Genomic DNA, 22,369 nt, shown 5'->3' with positions numbered 1-22,369 from the left:
CCCTTAAAAAGAAAAGCCCCGTGTGGGGCTGGCGGAGGCGGTGGGACTCGAACCCACACGGGCCTTCCGGCCCACCGGTTTTCAAGACCGGCTCCTTAGCCAGTTCGGACACGCCTCCAGTTCTAAATTATACAACAAAACAAAACCCCCGGCAAGCGCCGGGGGCTGATTCGTGGTGGTGGGATTAGAATTCAACTTCTGCTTTCAGGTAGAGGTACCACGTGAAGTAGTCGTGGATTGTATCGTCGAACAGTGTTCCGAAGAAGAATCCTGTTGTGAGAGGACCGTAGACGTAGCTGGTATCAACGTTGTAACCAAGCTCGTTGGTGGCAACCAGGTATCTTGCCGCTGCTTTGACTGTGAGGTTCTCAACAGCGGTGACCGTCAGGTCGGCATCGATGGTAACGTCAGTGGCAGCTGCCACCGCGTCGCTCCAGGAAGCCTTCACGTTCGCACTTGCGATGTCGGAAGCGTAGGCAAGTGTAAGAGTGACAGGCAGACTGAAGGAGTTGGCAGCAAGATCGTACGTCGGGGTGAGTTCCGCACTGAACGTGACTTCATCTGTGACACCAGCCTCTGCCTTGAGGTCTGCTTTCGCAAGTTTGGAACCCCAGGGTGCTGTCCAGCCATCGCCATCAACAGAATCATCGTCGTAGTATGTGGGAGCACCTTCAGAGTAGACAAAGTATGGGGACACGGTCAGAGTGACAGGATCCATTTCAAAGGACTTGCTGTAGGCTGCCTCAACCAGGTAAGAAGCCGTTGCTTCGTAAGCGTAGGCAAGGTTCACACTGAGGCCTTCAAGAATGTCTTTTCCGGTGAGATTCAGGTGAGCTGCGTAGCCGTAAGCGCTTGTAGCAACGTCTGTATCAGTGTCATAAAATGCTCCAAAGAGTGTTGCATCAAGAAGGTCAAGGTTTGTGACTCCTACTTTCAGAGCAACAGCGTCGTCAAAGTAGTTGTTGGTGTCGTTTGTAGCGTTGTCAGTGTCTGTTTCAGAAACGATGTCTGCGAAGTAGACAGTCAGAGAGATTCCTTCAAGACCAAGGTTTGGCGTGAATTCAAGGGTTCTGTCTCCCACGTAGTAGAACACGTAACCGTCCCCGTAGATATCAGAGTTGTAGTAGGTCAAGTCAAACAAGTCCGTTGTGACGGAGATTTTGCTGAGAGAAGCGGTTTTACCAAGGATATCAATGGAAAACTCTGCTGTGATGGTGGCAGGTGCCGTCACGCTTCCAGAGCTTGGAGAAAGAGACACGGAGAGATCACTGATTCCACCTTCAAGGTCGATACCTTCTTCGTCCAGGATCGCTTTGAAGTAGCCAGTACCGGAGACGTTAACTTTCACAACGTCCTCGTAGGCAAACGCTGCTGTGACTAAAAGACCCAGTACCAGGAAAAGAGCGAGCAACTTCTTCATAACATCTTACCTCCCCTCAGAATGAAATTTTGAGTTATTTACCACTGATTGCAAGCAGAATGAGACCGAGAATTCCAAAGAACGCACCTGTGAGTATGCTGAGATTTCTGTTGTAGGCCTTCACACTTTCGATCTTGCTTTCGAGTTCTGCCTTCACCTGATCGATCCTTTCATTGGTCTCGTTGTACTTCATGTTGAGGTCTTCTTCAAGAGAAGATGTTTTGCCATACAGGTTGATGATGTCCTGTTCGTGAAGATCTACCGTCTTCTGAATCTCTGCGTCCTTTTCTTTGAGAGATTCGATCTCACCGCTGAGTTTGTTTTCCACGTCGAGGAGTTTTGTATAGACCATGTTCAGTGTCTTTTCCTGTGACTCTATTTTAGCAGAAAGTTCGGCCTTCGTGTCAAGTATTTTTTTGTTTAGATCTTCGTTGAGTGTGGAGATCTTGTTGTAGATGTTTATGATGTCCTTTTCGTGAAGTTCCACCATTGCAGAGATCTCTTCGTCTCTTCTGGAGAGTTTCTCTTCCGTTGCGGAAATCTTCTTGTTGAGTTCCTCGTTCACGGAGGAGATCTTGTTGTAGATGTTTATGATGTCTTTCTCGTGGAGATCAACCATGGCCTTGAGATCGGCGAGTTTGTTTCCAAGGTCTTTCTCGAGGGCGGCGAGTTTGTCGTTCACTTCGGCTATCTTTGTGTCAACGCTTTCCTTGTACCTCTCATAGTCTCTTGCGAGGTTTCCGAGTCTGAGACCCACGTTGTTCACAACTTCCCTGTTCAGAGAGATCTCTTCTTCGAACTTTGCCTCGAGTTCTTCCTTCGCAGAGTCGATCTTGGCGAGGATTTCTCTTTCTGTTTCTTTGACGTTGACCTGGGTGGTGCCTATCTGGGCTGCCAGGGTGTCAAGGACACTTTCCAGGCTGTTCACTCTTTCTTCGAGAGCCATGTACTTGTCCGAAAGGTTTCCAACGACCTGGGTTAGGTTTCCAGAGACTCCTGAGAGCATCTTCTGTTCGATGAAATCGAGGAGCCTGCTCACGGCCGTGGCGGCTTCGTACCTGGTGATGTACCTGTCCCCTTTGAATTCACCATCGGGATAGCCTATGAAGATACCCCTCTGCCAGAGTTTCCAGACGTACTCGTAGGCCCAGTGATCCTTTGGAACATCAGGGAAGAATGCAAAAGCCGCTGAGAAGAAAACCGAAATCACGGTGATGGCAAGAAGAACTCTCTTCATGGGACAAACCTCCCTTCACATTGATTACGTTAAATCCTGTGGTGATTATACCATCATGACCAAAGCAAATTCAAGGGTTTTCTAAAGTTTTTTTGTCTCCGTTTCAGGAAATCCTGTAGAATTTTTTCTTTCCAACCCTCAAAACCCTCTCGCCGTCGGGCTTTACGATGAATTTTATGTCCTCCACCCTCTCGCCGTCCAGGTAAACGCCGCCCTGTGAGATGAGCCTTTTCGCCTCACTTCTGCTGGAGACCGCTCCTATCTTCACCAGAAGATCAACGATGTTCATCTCCTGGGAAAGTTCAACAACGGGCATTTCATCCGGGAGCTCTTTCCTCTGAAAGACCTTCACGAAGTGTTCTTGAGCCTTTTTTGCGTTCTCTTCACCATGGAAGAAACGCGTGATCTCGTAGGCAAGAACCATCTTCACATCCCTTGGATTGATCTTTCCCTCTTTCATCTTTCTTTCGTATTCTTCAATCTGCTCTTCTGGAATGTCCGTGAGGAGCCTCATGTACTTTATGATGAGTTCATCGGGTATGGACATGAGTTTTCCGTACATGTCTTCTGGTGTGTCGTTGAACGCGATGTAGTTTCCATAACTTTTGCTCATCTTGAGTTTTCCATCCGTTCCTTCGATGATCGGCATCGTCATGACAATCTGTGGCTCCTGTCCGTACTCTTCCTGGATCTTCCTTCCGACCAGGAGGTTGAAGAGCTGATCGGTACCTCCCAGTTCCACGTCTGCCTGGATCGCAACGGAGTCGTAGGCCTGCGCCAGGGGGTACAGAAACTCCGATATGGTGATGGGGATGCCTTCCCTGAACCTTCTGGCGAAGTCGTCTCTTTCGAGCATCCTCGCCACCGTGTACTTGGAGGCGAGAACGATCACGTCGGCGAAAGTCATCCGATCGAGCCATTCGCCGTTGAAACGAAGTTCTGTTCTTTCAGGATCGAGTATCTTGAAAGCCTGTTCCTGGTAAGTCTTTGCGTTCTCGAGCACTTCTTCCTTCGTCAGCATGGGCCGTGTTTCGTTTCTTCCCGACGGATCTCCGATTCTGGCCGTGAAGTCTCCTATGATGAGAACGACCGTGTGCCCCAGATCCTGAAATTCCCTCAGTTTTCTGAGCACAACGGCGTGGCCAAGGTGAAGATCTGGCCGCGAGGGATCAACACCGAGTTTCACACGGAGTTTTCCTTTTCTTCTTATTCTGTCGAGGAGTTCTTCCTCACTGACGAGATCGACCACGTTCCTTTTAAGGATCTTCACCTGTTCCTCCGGAGTCATCCCATCACCTCGTCAGAACGAACGCTGTTATCACGCAGGAGATGAAAAAGAGTACAGAGAGAACGAGTGTGATCTTTCCTCCGGTGTCGAGGCCTCTCTTTCTTCCAAAAACGGTGTGAAGCCCACCGCTTCCAAAGGCCCCACCGAGTTCTGAGAACTTCGACATCTGCACCTGGACCATGTAGATGAGGGCTACACTTATGATGGTGTGAACGATGAGGAAAAACGTCTTCATCCACAGCACCTCCCCAGGCATTATAACACAGCTTTCAGGAATCTTCCGGTGTGGGAAGAGGGATTTTCTGCCACCTCTTCGGGAGTACCGGTCGCCACGATGCGCCCTCCTTCTTTTCCTCCCTCAGGTCCGAGATCTATGATGTGGTCTGCGTTCTTTATTACATCGAGGTTGTGTTCTATGACCACAACCGTGTTACCCCTGTCAACGAGTCTGTGAAGGACTTCCACGAGTTTTCTCACGTCTTCAAAATGGAGTCCTACCGTTGGCTCGTCGAGTATGTAGAGCGTTCTTCCCGTGTCTTTCTTTCTCAACTCAGACGCGAGTTTTATCCTCTGTGCCTCCCCGCCTGATAGCGTTGTTGCGGGCTGGCCGAGTTTTATGTAACCGAGCCCCACATCGTGAAGAACCTGAAGAGTCCTCCTTATAGGAGGAACATTCTTGAAAAATTCCAGTGCTTCATCCACCGTCATATCGAGTATATCAGAAATGTTCTTTCCCCTGTACGTCACCTCAAGGGTTTCTTTGTTGTATCTTTTTCCTTTGCAAACATCGCACTCCACGTAAACGTCTGGAAGAAAGAGCATCTCTATCTTCACGTAACCCTGGCCTTGACAGGCCTCGCATCTTCCTCCCTTCAGGTTGAAACTGAACCTGCTCTTCGTGTAGCCACGAGCTTTTGCTGCGGGCGTCATTGCAAAGAGGGTGCGTATCTCATCGAACACCTTCGTGTAGGTCGCAGGATTGCTCCTTGGAGTCCTTCCGATCGGTGATTGATCTATCGCGATCACTTTGTCTATGTTCTCAACGCCCTCCAGGGAGTCGAACTCGCCGACCGGGAGCTTTGCTCCGTGAAGAACGTTCATGAGGGCAGGATAAAGCGTTTCCATGACAAGAGAAGACTTTCCCGATCCAGAAACTCCGGTCACACAGACAAAGACTCCAAGGGGAATCTCAACGTCTATGTTCTTCAGGTTGTTGTGACGAACACCTCTCAGTTTGAGAAATCCGTAGGGACGTCGTCTTACTCCTCTGTGAGGGATTTTTTTCTTCCCGGAGAGGTACTCTCCGGTCAAAGAACCGTTTGAGTTTTTGATCAGTTCCTCCACGCTGCCCTGAAACACCACACGTCCCCCGTTTGCACCCCCACCCGGTCCAATATCCACTATGTAATCGGCGCTCTTGATCACCTCTTCGTCGTGTTCTACCACGATAACCGTGTTTCCGAGGTCTCTGAGTTTCTTCAGGGTCCTCACCAGCCTCTCTGTATCTCTCGGGTGGAGGCCGATCGTGGGTTCGTCGAGGACGTATATGACCCCCGTAAGACCGGATCCTATCTGCGTTGCAAGTCTTATTCTCTGGGATTCTCCACCCGAAAGAGTGGTGGCGGATCTTGAGAGGTTCAGATACCCAAGGCCAACGTCCATGAGGAACTCAAGTCTCTTTTCGATCTCGTTTAAAAGTTCTCCAGCGATCTTTTGCTCTCTTTCTGTGAGTTTCAGATTTTTCAGAAACGCCAGTTCCTCTTCGATGGAAAGCTCGGTGAACTCGTGTATGTTCAGGCCATTTATTCTCACAGAGAGGGCCTCTCTGTTCAGTCTCTTTCCACCACAGAGAGAACACGTTCTCTGAACGACGAAGTTTTTCTCCAGCCACTCTTTCATTTCGGAAGACTCGGTTTCCCTGTGCCATCTTTCAACCTTCGGTACCACTCCTTCGAAGTGATCATCGCCGTACAACACAAACTTCTTCGCCTCTTCGGGGAGGTTTTTGAAGGGAACCTCTGCGGAAAAACCTCTTCTTTCCAGCTCCCTTGCCACCCACCTCGAGAGTCTCCTGTCCCATCTGTAGGGGATGATCGCACCATCCAGCACGCTTCTTTCTTCATCCACCACAAGTGACGGGTCCACCTCGAACGTGAAACCGAGTCCATGGCAGTTGGGACACGCTCCGTACGGGCTGTTGAACGAAAACAGTTTCGGCGTGATCTCAGGAAAGCCGATTCCACACACGGGGCACATGAGGTTTTCGCTGAAGGTTCTGCTCTCTCCAGAGTCCACGTTTCTGACTTCCACAAAGCCCTTTCCTTCTCTCATCGCAAGTTCCAGACTGTCCAGTATTCTGTGCTCATTCTTGCTTTCCAGAGTCAATCTATCGACCACCAGTTTCACCGTGTGCCTTCTGTTTTTGTCAAGTTCGGGCACCTCTTCGAGTCTGTACATTTCCCCGTCTATCTCAACTCTTGTGAAACCCTTCGAGGCGAACTCCTCGATTTCCTTCTTGAAGGTTCCCTTCTTCTCCGTTGCGATGGGAGCGAGGATGTAGATTCGACTTCCCTCTCTGAACGAGTTGAACAGATCCTGAAGGATTTCGTCGACACTTTTCTTCTCGAGCGGCCTGCCGCACTCAGGACAGTGCGCTTTTCCTATTCTGGCATAGAGAACTCTCAGGTAATCGTAGATCTCCGTCACCGTTCCCACCGTGGATCTGGGGTTGTGCGAGACCGTCTTCTGATCTATGGCGATGGCGGGGGAGAGTCCTTCTATTTCGTCCACATCCGGTCTTTTGAGTTCGCCGAGGAACTGTCTTGCGTACGTGGAAAGGGACTCCAGGTACCTTCTCTGTCCCTCTGCGTATATGGTGTCCATCGCAAGAGATGACTTCCCCGAACCCGAAAGTCCCGTTATGACGACGAGTTTGTTCTTCGGTATCCTCACCGTTATGTTCTTCAGGTTGTGCACCCTTGCCCCTCTCACGACGATCTCGTTCACGTGATCACCCCCAGGATGAGGGCACCAAAGACCAGAGTGAGCGCCAGTGGGAAAAAGACCCTTCTGAGAATTTCAAACACATCGACTCTGAAGAACTTCGCGGAAAGAACCACACAGAGATGAACCGGAGACAGTATAACACCACCCACAGCGAACATGTAGGTGTATATAGCGTACTCCTTGCTAAACATACTGAGAACAACGGGAAGAGAAATACCGACCGCCGCCTGTGTTATTCCTGTGGAGACACCGGATACGAAGGGAAGAAAAAAGAGAAGAAGAAACGGAGAGATGTGCCATTCCAGAAACTCATGGGCGATTTTTTCTCCCACGTTCATGGTGTCGATCGCAACCTTGTAACAGTAAACAAGAAAGAGCACAACGAAAACATCCCATTTTCTGAGGGTGCTTTTCAGAGCACTCAGAAAGAACTTTCTTCTGAAGACGGTGTATCCTGCTGTGTTCAAAAGGAGGGCGAGCCAGCCCGGTACCCGGAACGCCAGAATCATAAGGCCAGTTCCGGTGATGGGAAAAAGCACAACAAGGTTGGAAATGGAGCGTGGCTTCGACAGATATGGCACCTGCTTTCCGTTGAAGAACAACCAGCCTGTTGTGAAGGCGAGTGCAAAAACAGGAAACAGTTTTAAAGAAACACTGTTCACATGAACACCGGAAAGTTCTGACACGAGTACCACTGCAGGGTATATGGGCCAGAAGAATTCTATCGTGTGTCTGAACCAGTAGTTTTTGACGGCAAGTCTCAGGGGACTTTCATCTGGAAGGGAGTTTTTCACCATTGGGGCGGTGAAAAGTGCACCACCTGGCATCGGCATGAGTCCGATGAGAGCAGGAACGAACGAATCCACGTTTTTGGAGAAGATGTTTCTCATCTCTTTAGAGAATTTCCTGTAATCACCGGATGATTCCATCATACCAGAAAGAAGATAGATCAGAAACACAGTCGACAGAAGAGACCAGAACGAAGAAGATGTCAGAACACGCAGTGCAATTTCAACCACGCTGGAAATTCTCAGTATGAGAAACAGGACGACCACTCCGGACAGGAGGGAAAGGGAGAGTTTTTTCAGGATTCTCTGAGTGATAACGATCGTTATCAGAGAGGTCACCACGGAGAAGGTGTACAACTGCATCGACCTCCATCAAAGAAAAAGAAGAAGGGGATATCCCCCTTCTCTTCTCTGGAGCGGGCGACGGGATTCGAACCCGCGACCCCCAGCTTGGCAAGCTGGTGCTCTACCACTGAGCTACACCCGCCTGCTCTATCCTGGTGCGAGAGGTGGGACTTGAACCCACACGGGCTTCAGCCCACTGGATTCTAAGTCCAGCGCGTCTGCCAGTTCCGCCACTCTCGCACCACTGGTGACCCGGGTGGGATTCGAACCCACGACCCCCTGATTAAAAGTCAGGTGCTCTGCCTGCTGAGCTACCGGGTCGCCGGTACAAATGATATCACAGACTGCAGAGGATTTCAAGGGGGAAAAGTTGAGGATGAAATCTTTTGGTGTTAAAATATCCAACAAAGAGGTGATGCCAATGACCGGTGTGTGCGTTGGATCCTCGAGCGTATCTTTCTACAGCAAAAGCGGGAAGGGCAATCTTCCCCACAACGGAGACCCGCTTGCACTCCTTTCTTCCATGATACCCACCTTCCTCGAAAAAGGTCCCGTTGTCCTCACCGGGCGCAAAACAAGAGAAGTGATAGATCTTCCTCAGATTTCTGAGGCTGAAGCAACGGAGGTCGCCTACAGACACCTTATGGAGAAATACGGTCGGGTGGAGGCCATAGTCAGTGCGGGAGGGGAAAACACCGTACTCTACAGGGTGAACGAGAAGGGAATCATAACGGGTATATACACGGGTAGCAAGTGTGCCTCGGGCACGGGTGAGTTTTTCCTGCAACAACTTCAGAGAATGGGGATCTCCCTCGAGGAAGCAAACAGGGTGAACGTGGAAGAGTATTACGAACTCTCCTCCAGATGTACGGTCTTCTGCAAAAGCGACTGCACACACGCTCTGAACAAGGGAGTGCCAAAAGAATTGGTTCTGAACGGTCTTGGAAAGGTGATGGCCGACAAAATCGTCGAACTTGCACACAAGGCGAACGTGAAAAAGATCCTGCTTGTTGGGGGTACGACCAGGAACAGACTCATGCTGAAGCACCTGAGAAGATTTCTCGACGTTGTTGTTCCCGAGGAAGCCCTGTTCTTCGAAGCGTTCGGGGCGTATCTCTGGGGAATCGCAAACAGGATCGAAACAAAGCGCACTTTCGTGATAAAGGAAGAAAAAAGATCCAGCTTTCCCACGCATGAGCCCCTGAGAAAGTACGCTCATCTGGTGGAGTTCAAGGAGATGCCCTTTCAGGAAGCAAAAGATGGTGATGTGTGTATTCTGGGAATAGACGTTGGATCGACCACCACGAAGGCAGTTCTGATGAGGTACAAGGACAACGCCATTCTCGCCGGTGTGTATCTGAGAACCCTCGGTGATCCCATAAGGGCGGCACGACAGTGTTACACCTCGATCCTCGAACAGTTGAACGGAACCAGGGTGAGGATAATCGGTCTGGGTGTTACAGGTTCTGGAAGAAAGATCGTGGGACTTTACTCACAGACCGATGCCGTCTACAACGAGATCATGGCCCATGCCAGGGCGGCGGCCCACTTCGATCCGGAAGTGGACACCATCTTCGAAATAGGCGGTCAGGATGCGAAATACACTTATCTGGTGAACGGTGTGCCCACCGATTATGCCATGAACGAGGCGTGCTCTGCCGGAACGGGATCCTTCCTCGAGGAAGCTGCAGGGGAATCTTTGAGGGTTCATTACACGGAGATCGGGGACCTCGCCATGAAGGGTGAAAACCCACCGAACTTCAGCGACCAGTGTGCTGCTTTCATAGGAAGCGATGTCAAAACTGCTGTGAACGAAGGTATCTCCAAAGAGGACATCTGCGCAGGGCTTGTGTACTCTGTGTGCATGAACTATCTGAACAGGGTAAAAGGAAACAGACCCGTTGGGAAGAAGATCTTCATGCAAGGCGGAGTCTGCTACAACAGAGCCGTTCCCGTTGCCATGGCCGCCCTCGTCGGAAAAAAGATCGTGGTTCCCCCTCATCCCGGCCTGATGGGTGCCTACGGCGTAGCACTCCTCACCAAAGAGAATCTGGAACTTGGATTTTTGAAGGAGAAAGAATTCGATCTGAAAGAGTTGATATCCAGAGAGGTCAAATACAGAGGAACGTTCATCTGCCCTGGTGGAAAAGAAAAGTGTGACAGAAAGTGTGAAATCAGGATCATAGAGATCGATGGAAAGAGGTTCCCCTTCGGTGGTGCCTGCAACAGGTACGAAAACGTGGTGAGACACCTGAACGTCGACAGCACGAAGTACAATTTCGTGAAAAAAAGAGAAAGGTACATCTTCGATTTCGAACACGTAAAAGGTTCATCGAAGACGATCGGTCTGAGCAGATCTCTTGCGATGAACAACCTCTTTCCTCTGTTCTACACATTTTTGGAGGAACTGGGATTCGAGGTGATCGTTCCTGAAAAATCCGACAGACGTGGCTGGGAAATGAAGAACTCCGAGTTCTGTTTCCCGGTGGAACTCTCCCATGGATACATGTACGACCTTCTTTCGAAAAATCCGGATTTGATCTTCGTTCCCAGAATACGTGGGATAAAGGTGGAAAATTCCGAGAACTACAACGTTTTCTGTCCCTTCGTTCAGAGTGAAGCGGACTGGCTTTCATCGGCCTTTCCGTCTTTGAAAGAAAAGCTCGTGACGGAGTATTTTGACTTTTCACGTGGAGATGAGAGAGAACAGTTCCTCAAACTGGCAGAAAAGCTAGGAAAATCGAGAGAAGAAGGGGAAAGAGCCTTCGAAAAAGCCCAGGCGGTCTTTCGTGAAAGGTTCGAGTCGATAAAAAAGCAGTGGAACGATTTTTTGAAAGTCCTTGAGAGTTCAGAGTTTGGAGTCGTTCTCTTTGGAAGGTCCTACAACGCGTTTTCTTCCGATGCAAACATGGGAATTCCAGAAAAGTTCGCCACCCGCGGAATACCCATCATAAACTTCGACTCTCTTCCCTTCGAAAAAGAAGATGGTTACAGGAACATGTACTGGTCCTGGGGAGAGATGATACTGAAGGCAGCCCGATTCGTCGAAAAGCACCCAAAACTCTTCGGTGTCTACATCACCAACTTCAGCTGTGGACCAGATTCTTTCATCATCTCCTACTTCAGAGACATCATGGGGAAGAAGCCTTCCCTGGTGCTGGAACTCGACAGTCACACGGCGGATGCGGGTGTGGAGACAAGAGTGGAGGCGTTCATCGATATAGTGAGAAGTTACCTCAAACTGAAGAAAAAAGAAGAAGGAAAAAGTCCGGTGAAAAGACCCTACACCGTTCTGGAAAAGGACAGACTCTACATCATCACGCCGGATGGAAAGAGAAAAACGCTCGACGACGAGCGTGTGAAGGTCGTCTTTCCTTCGATGGGACAGTTCGGTTCTCAGTGTCTTTCTGCAGCGTTCAGATACTATGGTGTCAGATCCGATGTATGTCCACCACCGGATGTGGAGGAGTTCAAGCTCGGAAGGGGGAACTCTCTGTCGAAGGAGTGTCTGCCTCTTCAGCTCACCCTTGGAAGTCTCATAAAGTACGTGAAAGAGAAGGCGAATCGGGACGAAATCGTTCTCTACTTCATGCCAGAGACGATGGGGCCATGCAGATTTGGACAATACAGCGTATTCATGAACCTGTGGCTGGACAGAAACAACGTGGAGAACGTAACGCTCTTTGGACTCAACTCGGAGAACGCTTACGCTGGTCTGGGGACCGCCTTCAGGATAAGGGCCTGGCTTGCGGTGGTTGTATCGGACGTCTTCTTCGATGTGGAACGGGGTGTTATGACGCTTGCAAAGGATAGAGAAGAAGCAAGGAAGGTTGTGGAGGGCTGCAAAGAAAAGATACTGCTCAGTCTGGCGAACGATCCTCTTCGAAAGTTCTTCAAAACGCTCGAGAAAGTTGCAGAGATACTCTCGGGTGTTGAAAAGAGAGTGGACTACGAACACGCTCCCAGGGTGCTTCTGACAGGTGAAATATACGTCAGAAGGGATGAATTTTCCAGGAAGAACCTGGAAGAACTCATGGAAAAGAACGGCATCGTCATGCACATCTCCCCCGTTCACGAATGGATCTACTACACGGATTATCTCTTCCTGAACAGGTTGATCTCGCCGGACTCCACAGGAATGGACAGACTGAAAAAACGCATAGAGGTGCTGGTGAAAAGGTACATAGAGAAGCGAGTGAAAAGGATCATGGAAAAAACGGGCTTTTACAGAGGTCACATGGTGAACATAAGGGAAATCGTCAGATCCGCCAGGGACTACCTGAACCCAAGGCTCACGGGTGAAGCGATCCTCACGATCGGCACGATTCTCCACGAAATAGTGGAACATTACGATGGTATCATCTCCATCGGACCGTTCGGCTGTATGCCGAGCAGAATAGCAGAAGCAATTGTGAAGAGAGGATTGGAAGAGTTGAAACACAAGGCAAAGGGGAAGATTAAGAAAGTGCTGGAAGAGTTTGGAGACCTTCCGGTGATACACATAGAGTCCGACGGAAACCCATTCACTCCTACCGTTCAGAGTAAGTTAGAAGCCTTCATGTTCCAGGTGAGACGCCTGAGAAACTACCTCAACGGTGTGATCGACGGCCTGGGTGTTGTGGAGGAATTTTCAGAGAGTGCTTCGGAGAAGATCAGAGTTGATTCATGAGGATCTCCAGAATCTTCTTTTCTAACTCAGAAAAGAGTGGATCCGAGAGCACTTCGAGCGTTCTCGGTTTTGGAAATGGTACCAGGATCTCCCTCAATACCTTCGTGGGTCGTGGGGAAAGGACCAGTATCCTGTCGGAGAGAAACACGGCTTCCTCCACGTCGTGTGTGATCAGTATGGCAGAGCTTTTCATTCTGTGTATCTCTTCTGAAAGCCATATCTGAAGTTTCTTTCTCGTGTACGCGTCGACCGATGAGAAGGGCTCGTCCAGTACCAGGAGGTCTTTCCCCGAAAGCACGGCCCTGAGGACCGAAAGTCTCTGTCTCATACCTCCACTCAGCTGATAAGGACGTTTGTCTTCGAAGCCCGAAAGGCCGAACCTTTCGATCAGTTCTTTCACGTTCTCTGTAGCTTTTTTGCCCCTCAGAATGAGCGGAAGGGCGGCGTTTTCGTAAACCGTCATCCAGTCGAAGAGTACGTCTTTTTGAGGGCAGTATCCCACACTGGATGTGGAGATCAACACGTTTCCTTCATACGGGATGAGACCGAGAATGGCCTTCACGATGGTAGTCTTACCACAACCAGAAGGTCCAACAAGAGAGAGGATCTCTCCCTCGAAAAGATCCAGGGAGAGATCCTCCACCACCTGAAGATCACCGTATCGAACTTTCAGGTTCCTCACCGAGATCACGGGAGAAATTCGTTCGTGAAGGCCTTCGTCACGTCTATCATTTCCTTCAAAAAGCCCGTCGAATGAAGCCATTCCGCGTATCTCCTCCACACCTCTTCTTTCTGGTATCCCCACTTTTCGGCGTCTGCCCTGTACTGGCCGGCGAGGTACTTTTGAGATTCGACAACTATCTTTTCATCGAGTTCCGGAGCGTATTTGAGCAGAATCTTTGCAGCCTCGACAGGATGCTGAATGGCGTATTCGTAGCCCCTTGCCGTCGCTCTCAGAAATCTTCTCACAAGGTCCGGATTCTTCTCTATCAGGGATTCACTCGTTATGAGAACGGGTGTGTAGTAGTCGAAGACCTCGTCTATCTCCCGAAGCGGGAGGAATTCTATCTCTATTCCTTTCACCTTGCTTGCAACACCGTCCCACCCGTAGAAGATCCAGGCGAAATCGAACACGTCGTTCAGGGTCCCGGCGAAGAAGTCCATCTGTCCAACGTTCACGAAGATCACCTTCGAAGGATCAGCACCGTATTTTTTCATGATGTACTCTATCGTTGCTCTTTCTATGGGAGATCCCCACGTTCCGTATTTTTTTCCTTCCCAGTCTTTCACGCTCTTTATGCCTTCACTCTTCAGCCATGCAAATCCCGATGTGTTATGCTGTATTACTGCGGCTATTGAGACGATGGGAAGCCCCTCTCCCCGGGCGAGAGTGACCGCCTCCTGGTAACTGACACCGAATTCTGCTTTTCCGCTGGCCACGATTTGTTCCGCCGTAAGCCTGGAGGGTTGTACGATCTCCACGTTCAGACCTTCTTCTTCGTAGTATCCAAGGTCTTTGGCAACGTAGAGTCCCGTGTGATTCGTGTTTGGATACCAGTCCAGAACAACCGTTACTTCCTCTGCGAAAAGGACGAGGGGAATCAGAAAGAGAAGCACCAGTATCTTCTTCATGTTACCATCCTCCTTTCCTCAAACCACGGCGTGAATCTTCTTGAAAGTAGATCCACCATCTTGAACACGGCCACACTCAGGATCACCACTATCACGATGGAAACAAAGAGTCTGTCTGCTCTGAACGTGTTCATGGCTCTGATCATGTAGATTCCAAGTCCCTTCTCTGCACCAAGCCACTCACCTATGACGGCGGAGACCACGGCGTAGGTGGCGGATATCTTGAGCCCGGAGAAAACGTAAGGAAGCGTGTGGGGTATTATCAGGTATCTGTAGATCTGTGTTCTGGTTGCCTTCATCACCCTGAAAAGGTCCAGTGCGTCCGGATCTATCGTTCTGAATCCTTCCAGGGTGTTGAGAGCCACGGGAAAGAGTGTCACGAAAGCCACAACACCCACCTTCGTTCCGATTCCAAGTCCGAACCAGATGACCACAAGCGGTGCCACGGCGACTATGGGAATTGCCTGTGAAACGATCAACACGGGATAGAGTATCTCTCTGATGAACTGGAAAGTGTCCATTAGCACAGCGAGTCCCACACCGATCACAAGACCGATTGCAAGACCAGAGAGGGACTCAGCTATGGTGTACAGACTGTGAACGAGCAGTATTCTCCACTGTGAGATCATCTGGGAGACGATGGAGGACGGCTTTGGGAGAAGATACTGCGGTACATTCGAGAACTCCCACACGACCAGAGTGGCAACCAGAAAGATCCACTTAGCGGTACTTCGATACTTTCTCCTCAATGGTGATACCTCCAGATCTGTAGTCCACGTCGAGCTGGAGAACGAACCTCTTTGTAAAATTTTCAAGGTATCTTGCGAGTTCTTTCACTCGATCCATGATCTCGTCGAAATCTCCCTCCACCGTTGTGCTGGATGGTCCCACTTCGTACTTCATGCCCCACGATGCTATTTTTTCTATGGCTCTGTCGATCACCTCGTGGAGTCTTCCATCTTCCACGGCAGGTACTACTTTTATGGAAACTGTAACCTTCGGCACACTGCCACCCCCAATTTGGTTCTTCTAATTTTAATTGTATCATAGTATAATGGAACCGGGAGGGATGTGTATGCCAAAAAAGGTGACAAAAGAAGACGTTCTGAACGCTCTGAAAAACGTGATAGATTTTGAACTGGGACTGGACGTGGTGAGTCTGGGCCTGGTGTACGATATCCAGATCGATGACCAGAACAACGTGAAGGTGCTCATGACGATGACGACTCCCATGTGCCCTCTGGCAGGTATGATCCTCTCCGACGCGGAAGAGGCCATAAAAAAGATAGAGGGCGTTGGAAACGTGGAGGTGGAGCTCACCTTCGATCCGCCATGGACGCCAGAGAGAATGTCACCGGAGTTGAGAGAAAAGTTTGGGATCTGATCAGAGAACTTTCTTCTGAGTTAAAGAACGTGGCAGAAAATCCAGTTCTGGAGGCTATTCTGATAGCGGCAAAGGTTCTTGGAGTGAGAAAAGAAGACGTTGTCACAAAAGACATCATCGTTTCTGAAAAAGAAAAGAGTATCATCAAAGAACTGGTGGAAAAAAGAGCAAATGGATACCCTCTCCATTACATCCTTGGAGAAAAGGAGTTCATGGGACTTTCTTTTTTCGTGGAAGAGGGTGTGTTCATTCCAAGGCCGGAAACGGAAGAACTCGTTGAGATGGCACTCGATCTGATCAAAAGATACGGCTTAAGGGTGGTTGCCGACGTGGGAACTGGAAGTGGTGCGATTGGAGTGAGCATTGCGAAATTTTCTGGGGCAATCGTTTTTGCAACGGATATCTCCGAAAAGGCGGTGGAAGTTTCTCTGAAAAACGCGAAAAGACACGGCGTTCTGGATCGATTCGTGGTGAAGCGGGGAAGATTTCTGGAGCCGTTCGAAAAAGATTACGAGAAAATGGAGATGATCCTTTCCAATCCTCCTTATGTAAAAATGAGTGCCAGACTTCCACAGGACGTTCTTTTCGAGCCTTCAGAAGCCCTCTTTGCCGGCGAGGACGGACTTGACTTCTACAGAGAGTTCTTCAGAAGGTACAGTACGGAAGGAAAGATCGTTCTCATGGAGATAGGAGAAGACCAGGTGGAAGAGTTAAAAAAGATCGTACCGGGGGCAGCCTTCCTCAAAGACACATCGGGCAGGTATCGTTTTCTTCATATCAACCGACGTTCCTCTTGAAAAGCTGCAGGATCAGCCTGACCTCCCCCACCGTGACACCGAGTTTTTTGGCGATGTCTATCTCAGAAAATCCTCTGTCGTACATGGAGACGATCTTTTTCTCTATACCGGCATCCTTCTCTGTGTCGTCTTCAGGTTCTTTCTGTGTTTTTTGTTCTTCTCTCACGGTTTTCTCTTCGGTGATTTCCACCTTGGAAAGTTCCAGCCGTTCCATCTCCGACATTTTCACCATCAACTTCGACATGGCGGTGTTCGCCTCTGCTATGAGTCTTCTGATCTCCTGGGTTTTTCTCTCAAGTAGTTCCAGCCTGTTTGCAGACATGTAACGAAACTTTCCCATGAGTTCCATTATTCTTTCTTCGATTTCCTCTCTGTCCAGCTCTCTCTGACCGTTTTCCCTTCCAAGAAGAAGGTAAGTCCATGAAAAAACCACCGTACCCAGTGTCGATAGGACTACAAGGTAATCGAGAAAACTCATGAAATTCCTCCCTCTTTCATTACATTGTTGGCGAACTCGACAACATCCATATTGTACTTCAGAGTGGCCAGATCATCAAGCGGAGTTTCTCCCATGTTCACGATGACCAGTTTTCCTCCACCGCGAACGGTTATGAGGGGAAGTTCGGCAGCCGGATACACGACCAGAGAGGATCCCATCACGATCATCAGATTGGCTTTCGATGAAAGGCGGATTGCCTCGTTCAGGGCGTTCTGAGGTAATGCCTCTCCAAAGAACACGATGTTTGGTCTGATCAGGCCTGAACAATCGTCGCACCTTGGAACGCTGTCTTTTTCGAGTTTTTCCATAACGTCTTTCACCGTGTATTCCTTTCCACATCTTGTGCAGTAGTACTCTTCGACGTTTCCATGAAGTTCTATGACCTTTTTGCTTCCTGCTTTCTGATGGAGTCTGTCTATGTTCTGTGTGATAACGGCCTCTATGAGTCCCCGCTCTTCCAGTTTTGCCAGCAGAACGTGTGCAGGGTTTGGTTTTGCTTCCAGCATGGGGAAGATACCCTCTTTTGCGAACTCATAGAATTTTTCAGGGTGAGAGTAGAAGAAGTCTATATCGAAGACGTTCTGCGGGTACTTTCTGTATATACCCTGTGGCCCTCTGAAGTCGGGAATACCACTTGGGGTACTTATTCCGGCTCCTGTGAGCACAACTGTGAGTCTGGATTCATTCAGCAGTTTCAGAAACTCCTTCATTCTCCGTCACCCTCTTGAAGATGACGCTTGGAAATCTCATTGGTTCCTTCGGTCTCCATATCAGAACGTTGTTTTCCCTCTCGGTTGGAGTGGGGAAGATCGATATCACCGTGGCGTCTTCCGGCAGCTTCATAACGATCTCTGTCTCTCCTGGCACGTTCAGTGTGAGACTTCCCATGCTCGTGTCCAGAACATCACCGTTCAACTGTGCAGCGCCCTTCAGAAGAGTGGTCTCTGTGACCTCAAGCATGCCTCCAGAGTCGCTAACACTCACCTCGTAGTCCAGCGGGATTATCTCTCTTCCGACCTCTTTGCTGACCTGAGAGAAATACTCATTCAGTCCCTCTTTGGAGGCGGAGGCGTAGTTTGCCTTGTACTCTTCCTTTTTCTTTTCGTCTTTGAAATACAGCTTCGCGTTCGTGGTAAACGTCGCATTTCCAGAATAATCGTACTCCATCGTGCTCTTGTAGTATACTATTTCAAAGGGAGCTCGTCCTCCCAGGAAGAAAAAAAGAAACTCCACGAGCATGAAGACCACCATGATCACGAGCAAAATGTAGATGGTTTTTGAACTCAACGTTTTCACACTCCTTCTCTTTTTTAATAAATGTTACCACAGAAAGCGGAGGGATAAAAGTTGAGAATCCTGAGCGGTATGAGACCAACGGGAAAACTTCACATAGGTCACCTGGTGGGGGCTCTTGAAAACTGGGTGAAACTTCAGGAAGAGGGGAACGAGTGTTTCTATTTCGTGGCCGACTGGCACGCCCTGACAACACACTACGACGATGTTTCCCGGCTGAAAGAGTACACACGGGATCTGGTGAGGGGGTTTCTCGCCTGTGGAATAGATCCTGAAAAGTCCGTGGTGTTCGTCCAGTCCGGTGTGAAAGAGCATGCAGAACTTGCACTTCTGTTCAGTATGATCGTCTCCGTATCGCGCCTTGAAAGAGTTCCAACCTACAAGGAAATAAAGAAAGAACTCAATTACAAGGACCTTTCCACCGCAGGATTTCTCATATACCCTGTTCTTCAGGCTGCGGACATACTGATATACAAGGCCGAAGGAGTACCTGTCGGTGAGGACCAGGTTTACCACATAGAGCTCACAAGGGAGATCGCAAGAAGGTTCAACCACCTGTACGCAGAGGTCTTTCCCGAACCGGATGCCATCCTCTCCAGGGTACCAAAACTTCCGGGAACAGACGGAAGGAAGATGAGCAAAAGTTACGGAAACATCATAAACCTTGAAATCTCAGAGGTTGAACTGGAAAGAACCATTCTGAGAATGATGACAGATCCTGCCAGGGTGAGAAGAACAGACCCGGGAAATCCTGAGAACTGCCCTGTTTGGAAATACCACCAGGCGTTCGACATCAGCGAAGAGGAGAGCAAATGGGTCTGGGAGGGCTGTACAACGGCCAGGATAGGATGTGTTGACTGCAAAAAGCTTCTTTTGAAGAACATGAAGAAGAAACTGATGCCGATCTGGGAGAATTTTTCCAGAATAGACGAAGATCCACACTATGTGGACGATGTGATTTTCGAAGGAACGAAAAGGGCCAGGGAAGTGGCCAGGCAAACCATGGAGGAAGTGAGGAAAGCAATGAATCTCATGTTCTGAGGTGAAAATATGGAACTTGTTTTCAAGCTCCCCGTCTTCGAGGGTCCCCTTGATCTTCTACTCTATCTTGTGAGGAAAAAGAAGGTGGACATCAGGCAGGTTCCCATATCCCAACTCGCAGACGAATTCGTCGAATATCTGGAACACATGAAGAGGCTGGACATGAAGATCACATCGGATTTTCTCGAGATGGCGTCCACGCTGATGGAACTGAAATCCAAACTTCTCATTCCAAGGGTGAGGGAAGAAGAAAAAGAAGAAGTGGAAAGAAAACGTGAGGAACTCTACAGAAGACTGGAAGAGTATTCGAAAGTGAAGGAGATCGTTCAGAGGATGAGGGAAGAGCCGTCCCTTTTGAAAAGAAAACCTGTTCGGTTAAAAACACCCTTCTTTGAAAAGGTCGAAAGACTGGAGAAGTTCAGAGAGATCCTGGAGCGTATCTGGAAGGAAGAGGCCCTCCGTGAGTCCGTCCATCGTGTGAAGAGTGAGGTTTTCTCTGTGGAGGACATGATGGAAAAAATTTTAGAAGAGGTCGATGGGGAAGAGGAAATTCCTTCTTTGCTCTCCCGAGCAAAGAACGTTTATGAACTCATAGTGAGGTTGCTTGCCATCCTGGAGCTTGTGAAGATCGGAAAACTCATACTTCTCGAGGACATGAAGATCAGGAGGTTCGCCCATGCATCTTAAAGCCGCCATCGAGGCCCTGCTGTTTGCGTCAAGCGGTGTATCACCGGAGAAACTGGCGAAGGTTCTCGAAACAAGCGAAGAAAAGGTGAAGGAGATACTCGAAGAGCTGGTCAAAGAGTACGAAAAGCCAGAACACGGAGTTGTCCTGAGAGAGGTTGGGGGCAAGTACCGGTTTTACACGAAACCCGAGTACGCGGATCTTGTTTCCAGAATGTCCAGACGAAAGTACAGAAACCTCACCGAATCACAGATGGAGATTGTGGCGCTGCTTCTTCTTTCCGGACCGCTGCCAAAGAGCGAGATAGACGCGTTCAGGGGAAAGGATTCATCAAATGTTCTGTCTTCCCTTCAGAAGATGGGAGTGGTCCGCAAAAAACGACACGGAAGAGGCTTTCTGTACCAGCTTTCTCCCTCTTTCGTTGAGAGTGCCATGCTGGACGAAATGCTGAAGGAAGTTTCACAGAAGCTCGGCGGCGACGGTGGCCAGCCTTGATCTTTCTCCTTTCTCCAGCTTTATAACGGCGGAAAGATCCGATTCGAGAAGCCTCAAAGCTGCGTAGACCAGTCCGTTCGTATCCTTGTCCAGGTAAGGTGTGTCTATCTGGTACGGATCACCGACCAGAACGATCTTTGTGTCCTCTCCAACGCGTGTGAGAATCGTTTTCACCTCGTGCGGGGTGAGGTTCTGCGCCTCGTCTATGATGATGAACTGCTTCGGAATCGTCCTTCCCCTGATAAAGGAAAGGGCTTCTATCTCCAGAAGATCCTGTTTTTCCAGTTCTTTGATCTTCAGTCCAGAAAGGGACGAGATCAATTCCAGGTTGTCCATAATCGGTTGCAGCCAGGGTTTCATCTTCTTTTCCAGTTCTCCAGGAAGGTAGCCCACATCCCGTCCCATGGGAACCGTGGGGCGAGTTACGATCAGCTTTCTATACCGTTTTTCCACCAGAACCTTGTAAAGACCGACTGCGAGGGCCAGGAGGGTCTTTCCCGTTCCCGCTATCCCCACAAGGAACACGAGGGGAATCTCATCGTCCAGGAGTGCGTCCATGGAAAAGATCTGCTCTCTGTTTCTGGGAGATATTCCCATTATCTCGAAGGGTTTAACGCGAAAGATTTTTCCTTTCCTGTACTTTCCGTAAAGTTCCCCCAGATCGATGTAGAAGTTGTCGAGAAGATCCAGATTTTTTTCGACCACTTCTTTGGTTTTCAGCGCTCTTTTGAGGTCTTCATCGTGAAACTCCATGTAGCCTTTCGGCATGGTTTCCAGTTCCGATCTGTCAGTGAGATAGTCCTGAGCGGGTATGCCAAGGGAGTCCGCTTTCACACGGAGGTTTATGTCTTTGCTGACGAGAATGGTGGGAATTTTCTCCCTGTTGATGAGGTCCAGCACGTACGAGAGAATGATGTTGTCCATGTATCTTTCATGGAGAAAGCGGGGCGCTCCCTCCACTTCCCTTTCCAGCACATGGACACGCAACACTCCTCCGTTCTCCAGAGGAACACCCTTTCTGAGGTTTCCCTTCCTTCTGAGTTCATCCAGACGTCTTATCACCTCACGGGCGTTCTTACCCACGCTGCCGTGTTCTCTCTTCAGTTTGTCCAGTTCTTCCAGGACCGGAAGAGGAACGATGACGTTGTTGTCTTCAAAGGAGAATATGGAATCCGGATCGTGGATCAGAACGTTCGTGTCGAGGACGTAGTTTTTCACCATGGTCTTACCCCCATTTCTTTCGTATGAAATCGTCCACCTTGTGTTCGCCAAGCAGTTTCACGAGCCGAACGAAAACCTTTGCCGTCACCAGGGCATCGGAGAGCGCCCGGTGTTCTATCTTATCTCTTATTCCCAGTTTTTCGCAGAGCCATTTCAGTGAATGCGGTCTTCCGAAGACCTCCTGGGAGATGTCCAGTGTGTCTATGTAGGCGTTCGTCAGTGGAAAGTTTCTGGTTTCTTTTGCCATCATATCTAGAAACGTGAGATCGAAGTTGGCGTTGTGGAAGACAAGAACGGTCCCTTTCACATAGTCCCTGAAGCGTTCATAAACCGTTCCCATATCGGGGGCCTCTTCCACTTCTTCGTTGCTGATTCCGTGTACTTTCTGTATCAGGGCGGGTATTCTAACGTGGGGATTCACCAGAGAGTGAAACGCCCTGTTCGAAAAGATCTTTCCTTTGAACACAGGAACAGCGGCTATTTCGATGATCCGGTCTCCACCAAAAGGATCTGTTCCGGTGGTCTCCGTGTCCACGACGCAGAAAATGATGTCGTTCCATATCATTGCC

At 49.4% G+C, this 22,369-nt stretch carries 20 protein-coding genes, 4 tRNA genes and 1 pseudogene; 6 read left to right on the top strand and 19 right to left on the bottom strand.

What is annotated here, in order from left to right:
* Nucleotides 1–29 precede the first annotated feature (29 nt).
* From CTN_RS00950 to CTN_RS00905, 10 genes and pseudogenes are all read right to left on the bottom strand, one after another.
* Nucleotides 30–118, bottom strand: a tRNA-Ser gene (locus CTN_RS00950).
* 66 nt (nucleotides 119–184) lie between these two features.
* A complete protein-coding gene (ompB, locus tag CTN_RS00945; protein WP_012645082.1) occupies nucleotides 185–1,420 on the bottom strand; it encodes an outer membrane porin OmpB in 1,236 nt (411 codons plus the stop codon).
* 34 nt (nucleotides 1,421–1,454) lie between these two features.
* On the bottom strand, nucleotides 1,455–2,657 hold the full coding sequence (ompA1, locus tag CTN_RS00940; protein ID WP_038066374.1) for an outer membrane anchor protein OmpA1: 1,203 nt from the start codon (nucleotides 2,655–2,657) through the stop codon (nucleotides 1,455–1,457).
* Nucleotides 2,658–2,738: 81 nt separating this feature from the next.
* A pseudogene (gene tyrS, locus CTN_RS00935) lies at nucleotides 2,739–3,945 on the bottom strand (tyrosine--tRNA ligase).
* Between the two features lie 4 nt (nucleotides 3,946–3,949).
* Nucleotides 3,950–4,180, bottom strand: coding sequence for a preprotein translocase subunit SecG (secG, locus tag CTN_RS00930; RefSeq protein ID WP_038066371.1), 231 nt, complete (start codon nucleotides 4,178–4,180; stop codon nucleotides 3,950–3,952).
* A gap of 20 nt (nucleotides 4,181–4,200) precedes the next feature.
* The gene (uvrA, locus tag CTN_RS00925; RefSeq protein WP_012645077.1) at nucleotides 4,201–6,951 is read right to left on the bottom strand and encodes an excinuclease ABC subunit UvrA; all 2,751 of its coding nucleotides are present in this window, start codon (nucleotides 6,949–6,951) and stop codon (nucleotides 4,201–4,203) included.
* On the bottom strand, nucleotides 6,948–8,102 hold the full coding sequence (locus tag CTN_RS00920) for a TIGR00529 family membrane protein (RefSeq protein WP_012645076.1): 1,155 nt from the start codon (nucleotides 8,100–8,102) through the stop codon (nucleotides 6,948–6,950). Before CTN_RS00920 ends, uvrA begins: the two co-directional genes overlap by 4 nt.
* A gap of 49 nt (nucleotides 8,103–8,151) precedes the next feature.
* Nucleotides 8,152–8,226, bottom strand: a tRNA-Gly gene (locus CTN_RS00915).
* An 11-nt stretch (nucleotides 8,227–8,237) separates the two neighbouring features.
* Nucleotides 8,238–8,324, bottom strand: a tRNA-Leu gene (locus CTN_RS00910).
* A gap of 5 nt (nucleotides 8,325–8,329) precedes the next feature.
* Nucleotides 8,330–8,405 (bottom strand) — tRNA-Lys (locus tag CTN_RS00905).
* Nucleotides 8,406–8,505: 100 nt separating this feature from the next.
* On the opposite strand from CTN_RS00905, the gene CTN_RS00900 reads away from it, so the two are divergent.
* Complete coding sequence (locus CTN_RS00900; protein WP_038066458.1) at nucleotides 8,506–12,753, top strand: acyl-CoA dehydratase activase; 4,248 nt, start codon at nucleotides 8,506–8,508, stop codon at nucleotides 12,751–12,753.
* Here the strand turns inward: CTN_RS00900 and CTN_RS00895 are convergent.
* Genes CTN_RS00895 through CTN_RS00880 form a run of 4 tightly spaced genes read right to left on the bottom strand, consistent with a single transcriptional unit; the run spans nucleotide 12,737 to nucleotide 15,390 of the window.
* The gene (locus tag CTN_RS00895; RefSeq protein WP_244857361.1) at nucleotides 12,737–13,435 is read right to left on the bottom strand and encodes an ABC transporter ATP-binding protein; all 699 of its coding nucleotides are present in this window, start codon (nucleotides 13,433–13,435) and stop codon (nucleotides 12,737–12,739) included. The genes CTN_RS00900 and CTN_RS00895 overlap by 17 nt on opposite strands.
* Nucleotides 13,436–13,440: 5 nt before the next feature.
* Entirely contained in the window at nucleotides 13,441–14,385 is a 945-nt protein-coding gene (locus tag CTN_RS00890) for an ABC transporter substrate-binding protein (RefSeq protein ID WP_012645073.1), read from the bottom strand.
* Nucleotides 14,382–15,134: an ABC transporter permease gene (locus tag CTN_RS00885; RefSeq protein WP_012645072.1), complete on the bottom strand. Its 753-nt coding sequence runs from the start codon at nucleotides 15,132–15,134 to the stop codon at nucleotides 14,382–14,384. The genes CTN_RS00890 and CTN_RS00885 overlap by 4 nt, the downstream gene beginning before the upstream one ends.
* The gene (locus CTN_RS00880; RefSeq protein WP_012645071.1) at nucleotides 15,106–15,390 is read right to left on the bottom strand and encodes a thiamine-binding protein; all 285 of its coding nucleotides are present in this window, start codon (nucleotides 15,388–15,390) and stop codon (nucleotides 15,106–15,108) included. Before CTN_RS00880 ends, CTN_RS00885 begins: the two co-directional genes overlap by 29 nt.
* A gap of 70 nt (nucleotides 15,391–15,460) precedes the next feature.
* Here CTN_RS00880 and CTN_RS00875 point away from each other — a divergent pair, with 70 nt between their 5' ends.
* On the top strand, nucleotides 15,461–15,769 hold the full coding sequence (locus tag CTN_RS00875) for a metal-sulfur cluster assembly factor (protein ID WP_012895895.1): 309 nt from the start codon (nucleotides 15,461–15,463) through the stop codon (nucleotides 15,767–15,769).
* Nucleotides 15,718–16,566, top strand: coding sequence for a peptide chain release factor N(5)-glutamine methyltransferase (gene prmC, locus CTN_RS00870; RefSeq protein ID WP_038066362.1), 849 nt, complete (start codon nucleotides 15,718–15,720; stop codon nucleotides 16,564–16,566). The genes CTN_RS00875 and prmC overlap by 52 nt, the downstream gene beginning before the upstream one ends.
* On the opposite strand, the gene CTN_RS00865 is transcribed toward prmC, so the two are convergent.
* Genes CTN_RS00865 through CTN_RS00855 form a run of 3 tightly spaced genes read right to left on the bottom strand, consistent with a single transcriptional unit; the run spans nucleotide 16,547 to nucleotide 18,352 of the window.
* The gene (locus CTN_RS00865; RefSeq protein WP_012645068.1) at nucleotides 16,547–17,044 is read right to left on the bottom strand and encodes a DUF6115 domain-containing protein; all 498 of its coding nucleotides are present in this window, start codon (nucleotides 17,042–17,044) and stop codon (nucleotides 16,547–16,549) included. The two genes, prmC and CTN_RS00865, sit on opposite strands and share 20 nt — an antisense overlap.
* The gene (locus CTN_RS00860; RefSeq protein WP_012645067.1) at nucleotides 17,041–17,775 is read right to left on the bottom strand and encodes an NAD-dependent protein deacylase; all 735 of its coding nucleotides are present in this window, start codon (nucleotides 17,773–17,775) and stop codon (nucleotides 17,041–17,043) included. The genes CTN_RS00865 and CTN_RS00860 overlap by 4 nt, the downstream gene beginning before the upstream one ends.
* Entirely contained in the window at nucleotides 17,747–18,352 is a 606-nt protein-coding gene (locus tag CTN_RS00855; RefSeq protein WP_012895899.1) for a DUF4897 domain-containing protein, read from the bottom strand. Before CTN_RS00855 ends, CTN_RS00860 begins: the two co-directional genes overlap by 29 nt.
* A gap of 60 nt (nucleotides 18,353–18,412) precedes the next feature.
* Here CTN_RS00855 and trpS point away from each other — a divergent pair, with 60 nt between their 5' ends.
* From trpS to scpB, 3 genes are read left to right on the top strand one after another with little or no spacing between them, the layout of a single operon-like run.
* On the top strand, nucleotides 18,413–19,399 hold the full coding sequence (gene trpS, locus CTN_RS00850) for a tryptophan--tRNA ligase (protein ID WP_012645065.1): 987 nt from the start codon (nucleotides 18,413–18,415) through the stop codon (nucleotides 19,397–19,399).
* 9 nt (nucleotides 19,400–19,408) lie between these two features.
* Nucleotides 19,409–20,086 (top strand): segregation and condensation protein A, encoded by a 678-nt coding sequence (locus CTN_RS00845; RefSeq protein ID WP_012645064.1) that lies wholly within the window; start codon nucleotides 19,409–19,411, stop codon nucleotides 20,084–20,086.
* Nucleotides 20,076–20,579 (top strand): SMC-Scp complex subunit ScpB, encoded by a 504-nt coding sequence (gene scpB / locus CTN_RS00840; protein WP_012645063.1) that lies wholly within the window; start codon nucleotides 20,076–20,078, stop codon nucleotides 20,577–20,579. Before CTN_RS00845 ends, scpB begins: the two co-directional genes overlap by 11 nt.
* On the opposite strand, the gene CTN_RS00835 is transcribed toward scpB, so the two are convergent.
* A complete protein-coding gene (locus CTN_RS00835) occupies nucleotides 20,544–21,800 on the bottom strand; it encodes a PhoH family protein (RefSeq protein WP_012645062.1) in 1,257 nt (418 codons plus the stop codon). The genes scpB and CTN_RS00835 overlap by 36 nt on opposite strands.
* Before the next feature lie 4 nt (nucleotides 21,801–21,804).
* Nucleotides 21,805–22,365, bottom strand: a complete 561-nt coding sequence (locus tag CTN_RS00830) for a 3'-5' exonuclease (RefSeq protein WP_012645061.1) — start codon at nucleotides 22,363–22,365, stop codon at nucleotides 21,805–21,807.
* Nucleotides 22,366–22,369 lie beyond the last annotated feature (4 nt).

The sequence above is a fragment of the Thermotoga neapolitana DSM 4359 genome (genome assembly GCF_000018945.1).
Taxonomy (GTDB): domain Bacteria; phylum Thermotogota; class Thermotogae; order Thermotogales; family Thermotogaceae; genus Thermotoga; species Thermotoga neapolitana.
The sequence above is the reverse complement of the archived record's forward strand: the minus strand, read 5'-3'. Positions and strand labels throughout refer to the sequence as shown.